The organism is Pedobacter sp. MR2016-24 (assembly GCF_026239655.1).
Taxonomy (GTDB): Bacteria; Bacteroidota; Bacteroidia; order Sphingobacteriales; family Sphingobacteriaceae; genus Pedobacter.
In genome coordinates, this window is sequence record NZ_JAPIVO010000002.1 from 479,434 (window position 1) to 497,944 (window position 18,511).

General features: G+C 42.4%; 14 protein-coding genes. 9 read left to right on the plus strand and 5 right to left on the minus strand.

From position 1 onward, the window contains the following. The first annotated feature begins 88 nt into the window (after nt 1-88). The 6 genes from OQX62_RS06295 to OQX62_RS06320 all read left to right on the plus strand — a co-directional run bounded on the left by OQX62_RS06295 (nt 89) and on the right by OQX62_RS06320 (nt 10,900). On the plus strand, nt 89-1,138 hold the full coding sequence (locus OQX62_RS06295; RefSeq protein ID WP_265830571.1) for a FecR family protein: 1,050 nt from the start codon (nt 89-91) through the stop codon (nt 1,136-1,138). Further along, entirely contained in the window at nt 1,139-4,702 is a 3,564-nt protein-coding gene (locus OQX62_RS06300; protein WP_265830572.1) for a SusC/RagA family TonB-linked outer membrane protein, read from the plus strand. It abuts the gene before it with no gap. 68 nt (nt 4,703-4,770) lie between these two features. After that, a complete protein-coding gene (locus tag OQX62_RS06305) occupies nt 4,771-6,123 on the plus strand; it encodes a RagB/SusD family nutrient uptake outer membrane protein (RefSeq protein WP_265830573.1) in 1,353 nt (450 codons plus the stop codon). After that, nucleotides 6,123-8,108 (plus strand): TlpA family protein disulfide reductase, encoded by a 1,986-nt coding sequence (locus OQX62_RS06310; RefSeq protein ID WP_265830574.1) that lies wholly within the window; start codon nt 6,123-6,125, stop codon nt 8,106-8,108. The genes OQX62_RS06305 and OQX62_RS06310 overlap by 1 nt, the downstream gene beginning before the upstream one ends. A 4-nt stretch (nt 8,109-8,112) precedes the next feature. After that, nucleotides 8,113-9,735 carry a S41 family peptidase gene (locus OQX62_RS06315; RefSeq protein WP_265830575.1) on the plus strand — a complete coding sequence of 541 codons (1,623 nt, stop codon included), beginning with the start codon at nt 8,113-8,115 and terminating at the stop codon, nt 9,733-9,735. Between the two features lie 25 nt (nt 9,736-9,760). Continuing rightward, nucleotides 9,761-10,900, plus strand: a complete 1,140-nt coding sequence (locus OQX62_RS06320) for a TlpA disulfide reductase family protein (protein WP_265830576.1) — start codon at nt 9,761-9,763, stop codon at nt 10,898-10,900. A 131-nt stretch (nt 10,901-11,031) separates the two neighbouring features. Here the strand turns inward: OQX62_RS06320 and OQX62_RS06325 are convergent, their stop codons facing one another. Together OQX62_RS06325 and OQX62_RS06330 are read right to left on the minus strand one after the other, a co-directional pair. After that, complete coding sequence (locus tag OQX62_RS06325) at nt 11,032-11,319, minus strand: hypothetical protein (RefSeq protein ID WP_265830577.1); 288 nt, start codon at nt 11,317-11,319, stop codon at nt 11,032-11,034. Between the two features lie 76 nt (nt 11,320-11,395). Next, the gene (locus OQX62_RS06330; protein WP_265830578.1) at nt 11,396-12,619 is read right to left on the minus strand and encodes a PQQ-dependent sugar dehydrogenase; all 1,224 of its coding nucleotides are present in this window, start codon (nt 12,617-12,619) and stop codon (nt 11,396-11,398) included. 133 nt (nt 12,620-12,752) lie between these two features. Here OQX62_RS06330 and OQX62_RS06335 point away from each other — a divergent pair, with 133 nt between their 5' ends. Continuing rightward, nucleotides 12,753-13,799 (plus strand): Atu2307/SP_0267 family LLM class monooxygenase, encoded by a 1,047-nt coding sequence (locus OQX62_RS06335; RefSeq protein WP_265830579.1) that lies wholly within the window; start codon nt 12,753-12,755, stop codon nt 13,797-13,799. Between the two features lie 73 nt (nt 13,800-13,872). On the opposite strand, the gene OQX62_RS06340 is transcribed toward OQX62_RS06335, so the two are convergent. From OQX62_RS06340 to OQX62_RS06350, 3 genes are all read right to left on the minus strand, one after another. Next, nucleotides 13,873-14,133 (minus strand): hypothetical protein, encoded by a 261-nt coding sequence (locus OQX62_RS06340; RefSeq protein WP_265830580.1) that lies wholly within the window; start codon nt 14,131-14,133, stop codon nt 13,873-13,875. Between the two features lie 3 nt (nt 14,134-14,136). Further along, complete coding sequence (locus tag OQX62_RS06345; protein WP_265830581.1) at nt 14,137-14,880, minus strand: ParA family protein; 744 nt, start codon at nt 14,878-14,880, stop codon at nt 14,137-14,139. A gap of 115 nt (nt 14,881-14,995) precedes the next feature. Further along, the gene (locus tag OQX62_RS06350; RefSeq protein ID WP_265830582.1) at nt 14,996-15,658 is read right to left on the minus strand and encodes a hypothetical protein; all 663 of its coding nucleotides are present in this window, start codon (nt 15,656-15,658) and stop codon (nt 14,996-14,998) included. A gap of 214 nt (nt 15,659-15,872) precedes the next feature. On the opposite strand from OQX62_RS06350, the gene OQX62_RS06355 reads away from it, so the two are divergent. Both OQX62_RS06355 and OQX62_RS06360 read left to right on the plus strand, forming a co-directional pair. Then, nucleotides 15,873-16,889 carry a GntR family transcriptional regulator gene (locus OQX62_RS06355; protein ID WP_265830583.1) on the plus strand — a complete coding sequence of 339 codons (1,017 nt, stop codon included), beginning with the start codon at nt 15,873-15,875 and terminating at the stop codon, nt 16,887-16,889. A 9-nt stretch (nt 16,890-16,898) separates the two neighbouring features. After that, on the plus strand, nt 16,899-18,500 hold the full coding sequence (locus OQX62_RS06360) for a solute:sodium symporter family transporter (protein WP_265830584.1): 1,602 nt from the start codon (nt 16,899-16,901) through the stop codon (nt 18,498-18,500). Nucleotides 18,501-18,511: the final 11 nt, after the last annotated feature.

The following is an 18,511-nucleotide window of genomic DNA, read 5'->3' on the forward strand; positions in this document are numbered from 1 at the left end:
TCTTTTCACCTATTCCTGTTATCTCAAAAAAATCGAAAAAAGATTGGGGTAAAATGTGAACTGCGTGTGTATATAACATTAAGAAATCATGAATAACATAGAACTAGCCGATTACAGTAGTTTTGATACACTGGATTTTTTCAGTGATGAAAACTTTATCAGATATGTACTACAGCCTCAGCCAGCGGATATCGCTTACTGGACAGAAGTACTTGTCCGCTATCCTGCGCAGAAAAATGCAATAGAAGAAGCGGAAGGCTGGATCATGATGCTCAATACTCAGGCCGTATATACACCGCCTGCCCTTAATAGCGAACAAGCCTGGGATAAGATACAGACCAGGATGCAGCATCTTGATCGCAGAAAACGAACGTATATTATTCCCCTGCAGCAATTTGCAAAATGGAGTGGCGCTGTTGCAGCACTTTTCCTGCTCTATTTGGGAATCAGCGAACTCATGCAGCAGGGGCAACAGGTCTTTCACTCTGCTTACGGACAGTTACGTACAGTGACTTTACCAGATGAATCAATTGCCACGCTTAACGGAAACAGCCGTATTTATTATGTCCGCAATTGGCGGTCTGATAAACCAAGAGAGTTATGGATGGAAGGTGAAGCTTCTTTTAAGGTGAAACATGTAGCTATCCTTAACCGAGTACAACAAGCAGATTCATTTCGTGTCCATGTGAACGGGATTGACCTCACCGTTCTTGGTACACAATTCAATGTGAAGAACAGACGAGGGAAAACTGAAATTTCACTGGTGCAGGGAAGTCTGCGGATCGATAAAAGTGGTATCAACGCTTTCTCCCGGATGATGAGACCAGGAGATGTTTTTGTCTATGACGGTAATGTGCTGCATAAAGGACTTCAGCAGAGAACAGCCAGGGCCAGCCAGTCGTGGACCAGAAAAGAACTTGATCTTGACGGTTACACCCTGGGTGATATTGCGCAGATACTGGAAGATACTTACGGGTATAAGGTAACCTTAAATGCCGCTGATTTGTCGGCCAGAAAATTATCCGGTACAATCCCGCTGGGCAGTGCCGATGACATTCTGTTTGTGATTGAAAAGGTGTTCAATGTGAGCATCATCAAAAATAAAAATCAACTCCTAATCAACCATAAAACCAACTAAATGAAGAAAAAACTACTTTTATTATTTACGCTGTTGTATTGTATCGGCTTTAGCCATCATGCGATAGCACAACAAAAAATCAGTCTCCAGCAAGCGCTGACGGAGATTCGTAAAGTGTACGGCACCAAGTTTTCCTATCAGACGGAACTTGTTGACGGTATACAGGTAACGTTAAAAACACCACTGAGTAAAACTGAACCCGTAGAGAGTGTATTAAAGAAAATACTCTATCCCAATGGATTTTTATTCCTGTACGTTCAGGAAAACTATTTCACGCTTGTCCGCGACAACAGGGTTAAAGAAGGCAATAGTAGTGAAGATACCAGGAATATACCTGAACCTAATTACCGGACTATTACCGGGATCATTACTGATGATAAACGAAAACCTGTTGCCGGGGCAACGGTGATGCCGGAAGGGGCCGGACAACGTCAGGCTGTGTTTACGAGTAGCGACGGCCGTTTTACGCTTCGTTTGCTGCAAAAAGCAGATGCGCTGGTGGTCAGTTATGTAGGTATGGTTCCCAGAAAAATTCCTTTGGGCAGTAACAATGTAGTAAATGTAAGCCTCGATCAGGAGCAGAATATGCTGGAGGAAGTAGCTGTACTTTCCAATGGTTATACCAAATTACCGAAAGATCGTCTGACTGGTGCCGCTTCCCTGATCACTGCTGAAGATATTAAGGAAGTGCCGGCGATCAATATCCTCGAAAAGCTGGAGGGGATAACTCCTGGTATGCAAGTGGATTTACGGAAAAATACCATTAGAATTCGTGGTGTAAACAGCTTCGGCGCTAACACACCGCAATCGCCGTTGATCGTAATCGATGGTTTTCCGGTCATGGAGACAGATGATAAGCGTGCTAATCTATCCGATATGACTTTCAGTAGCAGCGGCAGCTCAGTTTTGAACAGATACAATCCCGAAGATATAGAAAGCATTACCGTATTGAAAGATGGGGCTGCCACTTCTATCTGGGGGGCTAAAGCGGCAAATGGAGTGATCGTCATCGAAACCAAAAAAGGACGAAATGGTCCGCCGACAATAAACGTGGGTGCCAATTTAAGTGTTTCAGCGCCAGCAGATCTTAATCAGCTGAAAACAATGAACAGTGCACAATATATAGACCTGGAGCGTGAACTTAAAGCTTTAGGTTTTGTGACGGACAATGCGACAAAGCCGAGCTGGTCTCCGTTTAATAGTAATGCTCCTTTTGGCGAAGCACTGGAATGGATGTTTAGGGTTGACCGTGGTACTGCTACGGCTGAACAGCGTGATGCGGCATTAGCCAGGTTATCTGCTATAGATAATAAAAGTCAGATTCGCGATTTGCTTATGCAGCAGGCGGTTTCACAGCAGTATAACCTTTCCATATCGGGCGGGTCTAATAAAAGTACATATTACCTGTCTACCAATTATACAAAAGACATTCCCGTTTTTAAAAAGAATCTGGGTGAAAGCTTTTTCATTAATACCAGCATTACCAATAAATTGTTTAATGACCGGATTAACCTCTCTCTGGGAATGAATTATAATTATTCTTCGAGTGTGAATAACCAGGCAGGCGTAAATGCTATCGGCGGGAATAATATGGGGTTAAGGCCATATGAATTGTTGCAGGATGAGAACGGGAATAACATTTCCCGCTCCATTCGTTTCCGGGATGAAGTGGCAGCAGATTTTGCAAGTAAAGGATACCTGCCATGGACTTATTCAGCACTGGATGATTTAAATGCCACGGATAATGTTTCGCGATCCAACCGCCTTCGCTTTAATATGAACATTGATACGAAGATTGTAGATGGTATTACTTTTGCCATTTCAGGTGCCCTGCAGCGCAATCTGGAAGATACAGAAAACGTAAGTGATCCAAACAGTTATTATGTAAGGAATCTTGTCAACTATGGTACAACTGTGTCAGGCACTACAGGAAAACTGATTTACGGTGTGCCTAATGGTGGAGTACTGGGATTGAGTAATTACGATGGCTGGGAATATAATATCAGGGGACAGGTAAACGTCAATAAAAATATAGGCCGGTTTGCTAACCTGACTTTTCTGGCCGGTACCGAGATGCGCCAGACCAAATATCATTCTTCTACACAGACCCGTTACGGATTTAATGCTGATACCTATTCAAATCTGACTGTTAATCCTACTGTCAACTATGCTACGGTAGATGGTTACTCTTCTAGTTTGGGTAATAGTGATGTGTTGAGGAAGAATATTAACCGGGCGCTGTCTTATTATTCTAATGCTGCATTGTCTTTTGCAGGTAGTAAGTATGTGCTTTCGGGAAGTGTGCGATTTGACGATTTTACCCTGACAGGCGCAGCACGTAACCAGCGGGCTAAACCACTGTGGTCTACAGGTTTTAAATGGAATACACTTTCCGAGAAATTCATGCAAAATGTGAACTGGCTCAGCGGACTTGCGTTCAGGGTTACTTATGGTGTGGGTGGAACACTTCCGCAATCCAGTGGCAATGTAGTTGTGCTCAATACCAGTACAGATAACCTGACCAACGAGCAGACGGCTTATATCTCAAGTCCGGCAAATAACCAGATTTCCTGGGAGAAGGTGAAAACGTTTAATCTTGGAACAGACATTTCAGTTTTCAGAAACCGGTTGTCTTTCAATTTTGATGTATACAATAAAAAAACGGCAGACATATTATATAGCCTGCCTTATAATCCGACTTATGGCTGGACGTATCTTCAGTTTAATAGTGCGAGTATGAAAAGTCATGGTATTGACCTTGGTGTGAAGGCAGAGCTAATTAAACAGCGTGATTATTCGTGGACTACCTTATTCAATTTCTCTTACAACACCAATGAAGTAACTGATGACAGGTTCAAAAAGGTGACCACTTTTAATCTTGTGAGTTCTTCAACACCTACTGTTGGTTTGCCGACAGACTATATGTACGCCTATCGTTGGGCAGGATTAGATGCAAAGGGGCAGTCACAGATCTATAATAAAGCCGGAGAGATCGTTAGTGCTGCCACAGGTAATAATATGATTACGGCAGATGATCTGGTTTATCAGGGCAGAACCACAGCACCGTATTTTGGGGCTTTTAATAACGATTTCAGGTACAGGAATTTCAATTTGGGTGTGCGTATCTCTTATTCAATGGGAAATGTACTGCGCCGTCCGTCAGTGCAGAATTATCCGACTTACACACCTTATAGTGGTACAATCGGATCCCAATCCGATCTTGCAAATCGCTGGAGACAACCAGGTGATGAAGCTATCACAAACGTTCCGGGCCTGCAGTATATCACAGACAACAGTTTGAACAGGTATATCAACTCCGACCTCCTTACCATCAGTGGCAGCTATATTAGGTTACAGCAAATTTCCCTGGGTTATAACGCACCTGCTGACATCCTAAAAGGTACACCTTTCAAATCAGCGAATGTTAGTGGAAGTGTCAGAAATCTGGGATTGATCTGGCGTAAGAATAAAGATGGTGTAGATCCAAGTTATGTATTTACAAACAACTACAATAACCTGCCGCCTGCAAAAGCATTCTTTCTTAGTATTAATGCCTCATTTTAAGCAGAAGGAATTTAGAATTAGCAACAATGGTATCTGCTGATACGATACCATATTAAAAAGATGTTCAAATGAAACAAATAAAATATACTACCTGGGCTTGTGTACTGTTAATTATAATGGGCACATCCTGCAGAAAATATGTAGAGGTAGACCAGTTCAGTTCAAGGACCCTGCGGTATACCTCCGACTATCAGTTGCTCATGAATAATCGCTCCACTTTTGAAAGCAGTTATATCTTGCCTATGATCACCAATGATGATATGGCCACAGTAACGGTTGGCCATCAGAATTCTCTGGGATCTGAACAAAAGGCCGCTTATGTATGGGCAGCGGAATACTATTCCGGAACGCAATCTGATGTAGGATGGAATAATCTTTATAACCAGATATATGTTTGTAATGAGGTTCTTTATGGAGTGATGGGAAGTGAAAGTGGTACAACAGCGGCTAAACTTTCCGTATACGCAGAGGCTCTTGTACAACGCGCTTACGCATACCTATCTTTAGTCAACCAGTACGGCGAGATATATAACCCTGCAACTGCTGCTACACAGATAGGTATACCAATGCCTACCACACCGGATTTGTACCAGCCAATGAACAGAAGTAATCTGCAAGTAGTGTACAGCCAGATCATTAAAGATGTAGAAGAAGCCATTCCCAATCTGCCAAATGTTGGTGCCAATAATGGGCACGTCGCTAAAGTATCTGCCTATGCTTTACTCTCACGCTGCTACCTGTATATGCGTAATTTTCAAAAGGCCGGGGAATATGCAGATCAGGCATTGCTGATCCAGAGTTCACTGAACAACCTGGCAGATTACGTAGGTAAAACGTCCACATTTCCTACAAAACTTAAAGATCCTGAAGTGTTGTTGTCAAAAACTTCAGCGGGGCAGTTCCGTTCAGAAATTAATCCGGAGCTGATTGCACTTTTTGGTACAGGAGATTTGAGACTTACATTATTTACTTCACTGAACTATTCGGGAATTCCGGGCAGAGCTTATATCCGGGGAAACTTCACTTTTGAAGGTATCTATACCGGCTTGAATGTACCGGAGGTATTACTCAACAGAGCGGAAGTTTATGCCCGTGCTGGGGATGTAACCAACACTTTATCATTACTGAACAAATTAAGAAAAGCCCGTTACACTGCTGCTGCTTATCAGGATCTGGTTATTACTGATCCGGCTGCTCTTTTACCAGCAGTAATTAATGAAAGAAGAAGAGAGTTTATGGGAACTGGTTTACGCTGGTTTGATCAGCGCAGACTGAATCTGGATGCTGGCCTGGCAAAGGTGCAGACCAGAACCTTCGCTGGTCAGGATTATACGCTGCCAATTGGTAGTAACCGCTATATCTTTCCTGTAAATCAAACCATATTAGACCTCAATCCAGAAATACAACAAAGCCCAAGATAATGAGGAAACAGTTTTTTACCGCCTTGTTCATCCTGCTGTCCGCCTTAAGTTACGGACAACAGCAATCGAGGCTCAAATTAAGTCCGGCACTACCCGTTGCAGGCAGAGAAATTACGCTAAACTATCAGGCTGCTGGCAGCGATCTGGAATTTAGTGATGCTGTGAAAGCGGCATTGCTGATCTACAGAGATTTTGAGTGGCAGATCGATTCAATTACACTTCAGCAGGTTAAAGGTAGCTGGAGTGGAAAATATACATTACCAGGCGGTTCGGCTTTTATGGCAGTTAAGTTATTCCAGGGAAATCTGGGGCAGCCAGAAGCACAGGACAATCAGGAAGGTCAGGGTTTTTATGCACAGGTGGTATCGGCCAAAGGTAAAAAGGTTCCCGGATCTGCACTGGCAGAAGCTGCGATACTTACGCCGGAATATGGAGGTAACAGGCTGAGATTATTTACTCAGCCTGCAAATAATGCTATAAAAGTAGTTGAACTGCTTAAAAAAGAACAGCAGATTCAGGGGTCTAACTTGCGCAATTATCTGGCGATTTATCTTGATCTTGAAAAAAGGAATCTTCCGGACGCAGAATTTAAAGTGCTGGCCAGCAGTATCCTGAACAAGGTTTTGCAAAATAAAGACCTGACAGAGGACGAGTTTGCCGCTATCAACCGCGCTTATGAAGTATACCTGCAGGATAAAGACAATGCAGCTAAAGTAGCTGCCCGTTTAAAAGCAACTTATCCCAATGGCGGTCAGGCCAGATTCATGGCTTTTCAACAGGCTAGCGCGGTACAAAATCCTGCCGCGCATCAAAAGGCTGCGCTACAGTTTCTGAAAGATTTTCCTATCAGCGAATGGCGTAAAAAACCAGATGGCAGGGGATTTATGTATTACGCTATTTATCGCGGAATAGGTGCTTATTATTTTGATGCAAAAGATTACGAAAATTTTGGAGCAATGTTTTCCGATCTGGATTTCAAAACGGCGAATGAAGTCTATCGCTGGAATGTGATGAAAGCAGCGATGATGAAATTAGCAGCGCCTGAAATTCTTTTTAAACTGAGTCAGAAGATCATTCCTCAATTACTGGAACGTCAGCAGGATGGCTCTTATCATGAGGATTTCAACATTAAAGATGAAGCACAGAAGAATGCGGATGAACAAATGGACAACAGATTGTTCACACACATCTTCCTGGCTGATGTAGTTGGTGCTGACCAGGAGGGGAAAGATTACTTTCCGAAATTATCAGCCAAAGGTTTGTATGGCAATGCTGAATTGAATGAAATCCATCTCCACATCCTTGAAAAGCTCAATGATGAGAAGAACATTGTACCCTTACTGGAAATGAGTGTAAAAAGCAATGCCGTAACACCGGTTATGTTTGCAAAACTTAAAGCCGAATACAGCAAAGGAAATAACAGCAGTGAAAAGGGCTATGACAAATACCTGGCCTCACTAAAATCGCCGGAAGAAATGGCAACGCTGTTAAAACATGTACAAGAGAATATGGTGAACCATCCGCTGATTCCATTCACACTGGAAGATGCTGATGGCAACATGGTTAGTTCTTCCAGCTGGAAAGACAAGATTGTTGTAATCGATTTCTGGGCAACATGGTGCAGACCCTGCATTATGGCCTTTCCGGGTATGCAATTGCTGGTAGACAAATATGCAAAAGACCCTTCAGTAGGTATCTATATGATCGGGACTATGCAAAATGGCGACTACAAAACAAAATCTGTGAATTATGTACGTGAATCTGGTTTCCGTTTCAACCTGCTGCATGATGCAGTCAGTGAAAACGGGGAGCAGAACAAGGTGTTCAGAAGTCTGGTGCCACTGTTTAATTCTTCAGGTATTCCACGCAAAATTATTGTAAAAAATGGCGTAGTAAGGTATAGCTCAGAAGGATATTCCGGCAGTCCCAGTTTATTGATGGATGAGTTGTCAATGGCAATAGAATTATTAAGAGCAGAAAAATAAACATATGAAGAACATAGATAAAATTACCTTATCGATTTTTGCCTCGGCAATAGCTTTGTCTGCGCAGGCACAGATGAATCCCAAATTGAAATTTGACGAAGCATTGAAGGTGATTCAGGAGAATTATGTGGATGAAGTGAAAGACGAGCAGCTGGTTGATGCCGCCATAAAGGCCATGGTAGGCGATCTTGATCCGCATTCTGCTTATATCAGCAGAGAAGAAGCAGAAGCGATGAACCAGGTAATGAGCGGGAGTTTTGCAGGAATAGGTATTAAATTTCTGAAGGTGAACGACAGTACTATTGTAACAGGAGTTAATCCTGACGGACCGGCGGCACGTGGCGGATTAAGGCAGGGCGACCGTATCATTGCAGTAGATGGTAAAACTGTTATCGGTAAAGGACTGAAAAATCAGGATATCATGCTGCTGCTGCGTGGTGAGAAAGGGAAAGCGGTCAAACTTGATGTGACGCGTGAGGGCGTTGAAAAAACGATGGTATTCAACATCATGCGTGAGCAGATTGCAGAACTATCTATTCTGGCCAGTTATATGGTGGATAAAGAGGTCGGTTATATTGCCCTTTCGATTTTTGGCGAATCAACCCGTAGAGAAATGGACGCGGCACTGAAAAAACTGAAGGCAGAGGGCATGAAAAAGCTGATCCTGGACCTGCAGAATAATGGTGGCGGTTATGTAGAGGCGGCCATAGGCGTGGCAGACGAATTTTTGCCGAAAGAATCTGAGGTGTTTTACTCGGTCAACAATAAAGGTGATAAAAACTATTACGGAACAGGTGGTTTTGGTCAGTTTATGTCCGGTAACCTGGTCGTACTCATTGACGAGTCTACCGCCTCATCGAGTGAAATTGTGACGGGTGCCCTTCAGGACCATGACCGGGCAGTAATTGTAGGTCGCCGGAGTTTTGGCAAAGGTCTGATGCAAAAATCATTAGTGCTTACAGACGGATCTGTGCTGCGCATTACCGGTGCACGTTATTATACCCCTTCCGGAAGATCTATTCAGAAGTCCTACGAAAAAGGTAAGGCAGATTATTTTGGCGATTTCAACCGGAGGATGGCTTCGGGAGAACTGAAAGAAGAAGGACATTTCCAGTGGCCTGATTCCCTGAAATATAAAACACTGGTCAATAAGCGCACAGTTTACGGAGGTGGTGGCATCATGCCGGATAAGTTTATTCCTATTGATACCAATGTATACAGTGTATGGCTGGGAAATGTGATGAACAGCGGTGTGCTGACCAGGACAGGATTTAACTATGTGCAGCAGAACAGAGCATCACTCATGAAAAAATATCCTGAGTTCCCGGCATTCAATGCCGCTTTTAAATCGGACGATTTGCTGATAGATGAAGTATTAACCCAGGCTGCGGCTAAGATTAAAGGGATACCCGCAAAAACAGATGCAGGAGCGAGAAAGAGCATTGCGATGGAACTTAAATCTGAGATTGCCGCGCTATTATACATCGGGAATAGTTTTCCATTGCGTGTACGCAATGAAGACAGTGAAAGCTTTCACACCGCATTGAACATTCTGAGAGATGAAACAATGTACAAAAAGCTGCTCAGCGGAACAATAAAAACGACTACCACAAAAAATAGTAAATAATCCAGCATAACTATAAACTAAAAAAATGAAAAGAACAATTCTAGGTATACTTGCAGGTATAGCTCCCTTTTATGTCGCTGCACAAGGTGGATATACCATCAAAGGGCAACTTGGTAAACTAAATAAACCAGCGATGGCATTTCTGCTGGTCAACAGAGATGGGCAGAAGACAATGGATTCGGTCTATCTCGTGAACGGAAAATTTGAATTTAAGGGAACAGTAACATCCACAACAGAAGCACATATCAGGGTAAAACATGATGCAACACCTGATAATCCTGCCAAAAGGAGTTCTTATGATGTGAAACCTTTACTGTTGGCGAATGAAAATTTCAGTATCACAGCCAAAGATTCGATTAAAAATGCTGCCATAACAGGTTCCCCTGTCAATGCAGAAAACGAAAAGGTAACGGCATTTCTTAAACCTATTTATGATAAGTATGAGGCATTAAATGAAGAGTTCAAAGCGCAACCTGAAGCGAAAAAACAAGACCGCAGTTATGTGCAGACACTCGAAGAGCGTGCAAAACTAATTGAAAAGGAGATATTTAATGCAAAGATGGATTATGTGGCAAAAAACCCGGATCAGCATATGGCTTTGATGGCTTTTAATTCAACACTCGGACCAGAATTTGATGCCATAGCGATGCAAAAAGTGTTTATGACTTTAAATGAGAACCTGAGAAATTCATACCTGGGGAAACAAACGGAGGAAAAGATCAAAATTGTGATGAAAACCCAGGAAGGGGTGGAGGCGGCCGATTTTTCACAGCCGGATATTGACGGTAAGATGATAAAATTGTCTGATTACCGTGGAAAGTATGTTTTACTTGACTTCTGGGCATCATGGTGTGCTCCCTGCAGAAGAGAGAACCCAAACCTGATTAAAGCTTATGCAAAATATAAGGGTAAAGGTTTTGAAATCCTTGGCGTGTCACTGGATAAAGCAGCCGATAAGGTAAAATGGCTGAAAGCCATTCAAGACGATAAGCTGACCTGGAAACAAGTGGGCGACATGAAAGGCTGGGATAATGCTGCGGGTATGTTATATGAGGTGAAAGCTATCCCAATGAATTTCCTGATTGATCCTAATGGTAAAATCATTGCAAAATACCTGAGAGGGGAAGAGCTGGATAAAAAACTGGCCGAACTCTTTAAGCTATAAAGTTTTTTCTTTAGGTGTGAAGAAGCCGTCTCCTGAAATTCTGATTTGTTTAAATTGGAATTTCAGGAGACGGCTTCTTATTGTTAAGCTGCTTTAGCAATATAACCGCGATGATCCAAAAGCGTACATGTTTAGTGTTTTTTTGCGGTATCAATATTTGCATTAGTAGCTGGACCACTAGCAACCGTACCGTCAGTACCAGTACTTCCGTTACCATTGCCACCTGTTGTGCCGGTACCTGTACTTGTTGCATTATTTCCAGGGTCAGTTGTACTAATAACACCAGCGGAAGTATCAGCCACAGATGAATCTGTCCTTACAGCTGAACTATCCGTTTGATCTCCACTCTTTTTGTCTGAATTGCATCCCGCAAAAACCATCCCGGTTAGCGCTAAGATTGTTAATAGTTTGAATTTCATTCTTTTATTGATTAGATAAAATTATAAGTCTCTTACCAGATATAAAGACATTCAGGAGAAAAAGGTTTTTATTTTGCTATTTCCTGGCAATCCTGTAAAATTTTCCGCTGTCTGTTACGGCATATAATGCGCCATTTTTACCTACAGCCAAAGCTCTGAAACGCTCACCCTCATCTTTCAGGAGTCTTTCTTCGCCCACGATTTTGTTATTTTTGATGATCAGCCGGGCAATGTGGGTACTGCTCAATCCGCCTACAAACAGGTTACCTTTCCATTCTGATATGACATTACTGTTGTAAAATGCAATTCCCGAAGGAGAAACTACAGGATCCCAGTAATAAGCAGGCTGCTGCATACCCGCCTTTTGCTGGATACCATCTCCTACTTTTTCTCCACTGTATTCTAACCCATAAGTGATTACAGGCCATCCATAATTTCTTCCGGAACGTATGATATTGATTTCATCTCCTCCACGGGGACCAAATTCTGATTCCCATAATTCGCCAGTCTGGGGATGAATAGCCAATCCTTCCGGACTACGTAAGCCGTAGGCATAAATTTCAGGTCTTGCCTTAGCCGTTTTGGCAAAGGGTCCGCCAGGAACGGCTTTCCCGGTTTTTGTAATGTGGATGATCTTGCCAAGCGCAGAGCTGAGCGACTGTGCCTGCATTCGGATATCCGATCCTGAGCGTTCGCCGGTGCTTACAAAAAGGTTTCCGCTTTTATCAAATACAATGCGGGAACCGAACTGCAGACTTCCTTTATAAGCCGGCGTAGCGCGATAAATGACCTGAATGTTTTCTATTTTATCTTCGCTGGCTGACAGTTTACCTTTTGCGATGGCAAGCAATGTGCCTTCAGGAGTCTGCTCTGAGTAATCCCAGTAGACCATCCTGTTGGTCGCGAATTGCGGGTCGACAGCTACATCAAGCAGACCGCCCTGTCCGTCAGCCACTACTGCTGGGAGACCTGTTATCTTCTTTACTATTTTCCCGGCAGGTGTGATGATACACATGGTACCCATCTTCTCGGTAACTAAAAATCGCCCGTCCGGAAGCAGTGAAATGCCCCATGGGTGTTCTAAAGATTTATTCAGCAGGGTAGCCGTAATTGGTGTTTTTGTCCTGACGCCAGCTATCCTTGTCTGCCCGGCAACAGCAGGTTTATAATTGGTATTGGCCGGCTTGGTTTCTACTGGGGCACTGTTTACAGCTTGCGCATAACTGCTGTTAAAGGCAAAGACCGAGGTGAGCAGCGCGACACAGATTGCCGGAGCCTTCTTAGTGGTAGATTGTTTCATGAATTGTATGTTAAATCGATTAATTAAATTTACAGTTTTTTGTCGGGAATGAAAGGGCTGAGCTATTTATTACCATACATCAATGTGGGTTCCGGCAGGGATGAGTAATTTTGTTATATATAAAAATAGAATTATGGAATTAGGTATAGGCATGTTTGGTGATTTATCTTTTGACCCTGCAACAGGGAAACCAAGAGCAGCAAAACTCAAACTACATGAAATTCTGGAACAGATTAAACTGGCAGATGAAGTTGGACTGGATGTTTTTGGTCTTGGTGAACACCACAGGCCTGACTATGCAGTTTCCAGTCCGGAGATTGTTCTGGCAGCGGCAGCGAGTATCACTAAAAATATAAAGTTAACCAGTACTGTGACCGTTTTAAGTTCAGCGGAACCAGTAAAAGTATATCAGGATTTTGCAACTATCGATCTGATTTCTGACGGACGTGCCGAAATAGCAGTTGGTCGCGGAAGTTTTATCGAGTCGTTCCCCTTATTTGGATACAATCTGAAAGATTACGATAAATTATTTGAAGAGAAGCTGGATTTGTTATTGAACATCAATAACAATGAAATAGTGAACTGGAAAGGTGAGCTGCGTGCGCCTTTAGTTAATCAGACCGTATTACCAAGAGCAACCAACAACGGTCAGCTACCTATCTGGATTGCGGTAGGTGGAACACCTGCATCTGTTTTACGCGCTGCCAGGTTAGGAATGCCACTGATTGTCGCCATTATTGGTGGCATGCCCGAACAGTTTCAGCCTTTGATTGAATTTTATAAAGACGAATATGCGAAAGCAGGCCATGATGTAGCTAAAATGCAGATTGGTATCCATTCGCATAGCTTTGTCAGCAATGATGCTGCCGTTACAAACGATTATTACGTGAATTACGCTGCACAAATGAACAGAGTTGGTGCTAGTCGCGGCTGGCCTCCATATTCTAAAATGCAATATAACGCAGGCCGTTCAAAAGAAGGAGCGCTGTTTATAGGTGACGCGGCTGAAGTAACTGATAAAATCCTGTACATGCACGAATTATTTGGCATTACCCGTTTTATCGGTCATATGGATGTAGGTGATCCTTCACATGCAACGATGATGAAGTCTATCGAGGTATTCGGAAAAGAAATTGCTCCTGCAGTGAGAAAAGCTACAGGGGCAAAGCAGCTGGTGTAGCATCAGATTGCCAGGTATATAAAAAAGGGTTTTCGCTTTAAAATGAAAACCCTTTTTTATGTTCTATGTACGATTACAAATCGTATTCCTTTTCTACAAGTGTCATAATCAGCTCTTTTACAGTAACACCTTTCTGCGCACCGAGTATTTTCAGCGCTTTCAGGGCACTTTTTTTAAGCCTCAGCGGATAAGTTACAATTTCCTCCTCAGCAGCGGTGGCGGCCGGTTTGGCAGCATTTGTAACATTCTCTTTTAATGGAGAATTAAACAAGGCAGATACTCCGCCCAGGTTTTTATTGTTATCCTCTATGTCGCCTAAATTCTTCTTTGCCATAACTTATATTTTAACTAAAATTTCATCTACCAGATTTGAATAATCTACCGCACCGTTTGATTCCGGGGCATACTCAAAAACATCTACACCTTTCAGCTGCGCCTCTACCAATGCCACATTGATCCTTACCGAAGTATCGAATAACTTATCATTGAAGTATTTTTTAATACTGCTGGTGATTTGTTCAGTAATTACCCTTCTCGGATTGATCTTGGTGATAAATACCCCACCTATGGTCAGGTTTTCATTGTAGTGTGTGCGTACATCAGAGATGATAGATACCAGTCTGTCTATTCCTCTGTAGGCGAAGTATTCTGCTTCTAAAGGAATCATTACCGTATCGGCTGCCACCAGTGCATTTACCGTTAACATACCCAGTGCCGGTGCGCAATCAATTAATACATAATCATATTTTCCGGCAACGGCTTTCAGCAATCTTTTAAGAATAGTCTCTCTTCCCAATCTGGAAACGAGTTCTATTTCCGCACCCAATAAATCAAGAGAGGAGGGTACAATATCCAGGTATTCTGAAATAGTTTCTACAGGAAGGGCAATATCATCTTTGATACTGTCGTAGATAGACACTTTAACATCTCTTAATCCCAAACCTTCTGTTAAGTTAGACTGAGGATCAATATCAATCAATAATGTTTTTTTCTTCAGCCGCGCTAATCCTGCGCCAATGTTCAGTGTAGATGTTGTTTTTCCGGTTCCCCCTTTATGGTTAATAACAGCTATAATCTTCATCTTAATGTATCTATATATAAAGAGGCAATGATACTCAGGTTTTTTTATATTTAGATATCTTTATACCGATATCGCCTTGATAAAAGATTAACTGCCTTGAATTCAGCTTGAAAAATTAGTTAGGTGTGATGCTGCCTTTGACGAAATCCAGATATAAAGCATGTGTTGCATTATTTTCAACTTTTTGCTTGTTCCATTTTGGTGCACGTTTTAGTGTATTGAGCACTTCCTGGCGGACAGCTTTTGAAAGATGTTCACTAAGGGCAAAGTTGGTCAGGGTGCCATCTTTTTTTACTTTAAAAGAGGCAATGAGGCGACCATTGGTAGAAGCAGGAACCTTACAGTTTTTAACCATGTAGTGATGAAGTGACAACAACTCAGGGTCCACCACAACCATACTGATTTCTCCAAGCAGCATTCCCTGGTTAATATCCGGAATAACAGCTTTAGGAGCCACTTTGCCAAGCGTTGTTTGTGCATTCGCTTTTTCTCCCGCTGCACCTATCCCGATAAATACCATTGCTGCGACAGCCCATTTTTTCCATGTGGAGTTAATCGCAGGTGCTGGAACAGTTAATTGAGTTGCGGAGAATCTACCGCAGATACTGTTGTTGTTTTCTTCCATAATCTGAAGGAAATAGGCAGCTTTCTGATCTGTCAGGTCATATACTTTTTTCTGGCAGTTAGCGCAGAATCTGCCTTCTGCTGCAGGTTGCATATCTTCCCAATTCTGGTTACAGGTAAAACTAAGGCTGGCATTAGTGATTTTATCTTCCATGGTTGTTTATTTGGAAGAGGGATGCAGGATTGCCGGCGATTCCATAACCCGCTTTCATAAAAATTAGCGGATATGATCTGCCTGTCCTGAAAAAGAAATACCCGTAACCGGAAAACAAATTGAAATTATGTCATTTACTTGCATGATCTGTTTTTCTTTATCATATTTGGATGTAGTACAGAATAGTACAGGGAAATTAAACCAGCGCGCTGCAATGAATTTTATCTTTCAAAAGATCAGGGAATTAATTGAGATCAGTTCAGTGTCCAAACATGAACAGCTTATTCAGGGTATACTCAATGCAATTGATGAAAAACTGGTATCAGAAGGCGAGATGCTCCCCTCGGTTAATGCCATGATGCGTGAATTTGGTTTTGCCAGAGAAACCATCGTCAAAGCATATAAGGAACTGATTAGTCGTGGTATCATTAAGTCCACCAACCGCCTGGGTTATTTTGTCGCCATTGAAGATACCGAGCAGCTGCTTAAAGTAGCGCTGGTATTGTTTAATTTCGATTTCTTCCAGGAAAACCTGTACAGAAATTTTAAGGAAGGACTAGGTGAGAATGTGCACCTGGATATCTTTTTTCACCACAATAACATAGAAACCTTCCAAAGTATCATCTCCAGTATCAAGGGAAAATATGGGATGTACGTCATTGCGCCTATACCTCATCCCAAAACCCCTGAACTGGTAAAGTCACTTCCGCTAAATAAATTGCTGATCATCGACAGGTTTGTACAGATCGATGAAGAGGTGTCCTATATCGTTCAGGAATTTGAAGAATCGGCCTACCAGGCTTTCGCGCAACTGGCCGGCAGGATAAAGGAATTTGATGAATTTGTTTTCTTTTTCAAGGCTTCCTCTGCAGAGCCTATAGATGTGCTCAGGGCTTTTAAGCGCTTTGTGAAAGATTTTAAGGTGAATGGTACAGTAAAAACTGCCTATGTTCCGGGATCTGTTAAAGCCGGAAAGGTTTATTTCACCATCAATAATTCGGAGTTATGGGTCATCATCAAAGACACAATGACAAAGAAATTTAAACCTGGTAAAGACGTAGGTATTTTATCACATAATGACGACACTGTTAAAGAAATCATTTCTGATGGAATTACCACATTCTCTGTAGATTTTGGATTGATGGGTAAACTGGCAGCAGAATTTGTACTGAGCAGGCGTAAAACCCAGGAAGTTCTTCCTACATTGTTGCTCAGAAGAAATTCTTTATAAGCTTATCAGTTGAACACCATCGCCATAATCAGTCTGCTGTTATGTACCGTTTTGGTAGGTTTTTTTTCATGGCTGAAAAGCCGCAAGATCAAAATCACCAATACGACTTCTCTGTTTTTAGCAAACCGTAACAATAGTTTCTGGCTCGTTGCAGGATCACTTTTCCTCAGCAACCTGAGCGCTAATCAGTTTATCGGCGAGAATGAATCGGTATATCTAAATAATATGACTATCATAGGCTGGGGAGTAAGTTCTGTGCTGGCCATGTTAGTGGTATCGGAATTTTTAATGCCGGTCTATTTCAGGAGTGGTGTCATTACTACGCCCGATTTTCTGGAAGCACGTTATGACCAAGGGACTAAACGATTGGTGTCGACCGTCTTCTTACTGAGTTATATTGTAAATATGCTGCCGACAGTGCTTTATACCGGTGCGGTGGCATTCAATGGAATGTTCAATATCAATGAGGTATTACATGTAGGTTACTGGCAGGGTATATGGATACTGGTATGGGGAATGGGCATTATTGGCTGTGGTTACTGTATCATGGGTGGCTTAAAGGCCATATCAGTTTCTGATAGTATCCTGAGTTTTGGGATGCTGATCATTGCTGTTATTTTGCCATTATATGGATTGAGATACCTGGGAGAGGGAAGTATTACTGAAGGTATCAGCATCATTGTCTCCAGCAAAACAGCTCATCTCAATGCCATCGGAACAGCTGCGGACGCCGTACCATTTTCTACCATTTTTACCGGGATGCTGATAGTAAATATCTATTACTGGGGTATGGAGCAATACATTGTTCAGCAGTCCTTGTCGGCCAAAAACCTCAGTGAATCCCAAAAAGGTATTGCTCTGGCCTGTGTAGCGAAGTTGTTAAGTCCTTTATTAATCAATGTGCCCGGACTAATTGCTGTCCACCTTTATCCTGATCTGGTCAATACTGCGCAGGTGTTCCCTTTGCTGATAAAAGATGTTTTGCCGGCCGTATTTATCGGGCTGACGGGTAGTGTGATCTTTGGCTCGGCTATTACCGTTTATAATGCGGGCCTCAATAGCAGCAGTACACTTTTTGTATTGAATATTTATAAACCCTGGAAAAGTAAACAGGGGATAAATGTACCTGAGCGCGAACTTGTCAAAACGGCCAAACTTTTTGAAGTCGTCATTTCGCTGCTGGCCATGTTTATCGCCCCCTTCTTCATTTTTGCCGATAAAGGCTTTTATATGTATCTGCAGGAGGTTTCCGGCATTTTTAGCATTCCTATCTTCACCATTATTCTGGTTGGGATGATCACTAAAAAAGTACCCGCAATTGCCGCGAAAGCGGCGATTGTGTTTTATATCTTATGTTATGTCCTCCTGCATTTCCTCTCTCCGGTAAAAATGCACTTCCTGCATCTGATGGCTATTTTATTTATAGTAACGATGGGAATCATGTTACTCATTGGCAAATTGTATCCGATGGCACAGCCCTATGAGCGAGCGAAAAATATGCTGAAGGTGGTCCATCCCTGGAAGTACCGTTATTTTGCGGCAGCCGTGCTGATGATATTGATGGTGCTGGTCTTCCTGATCTTCTCTCCACTGGTACTTGCAAAGGGCTGATTCGCTTTTTT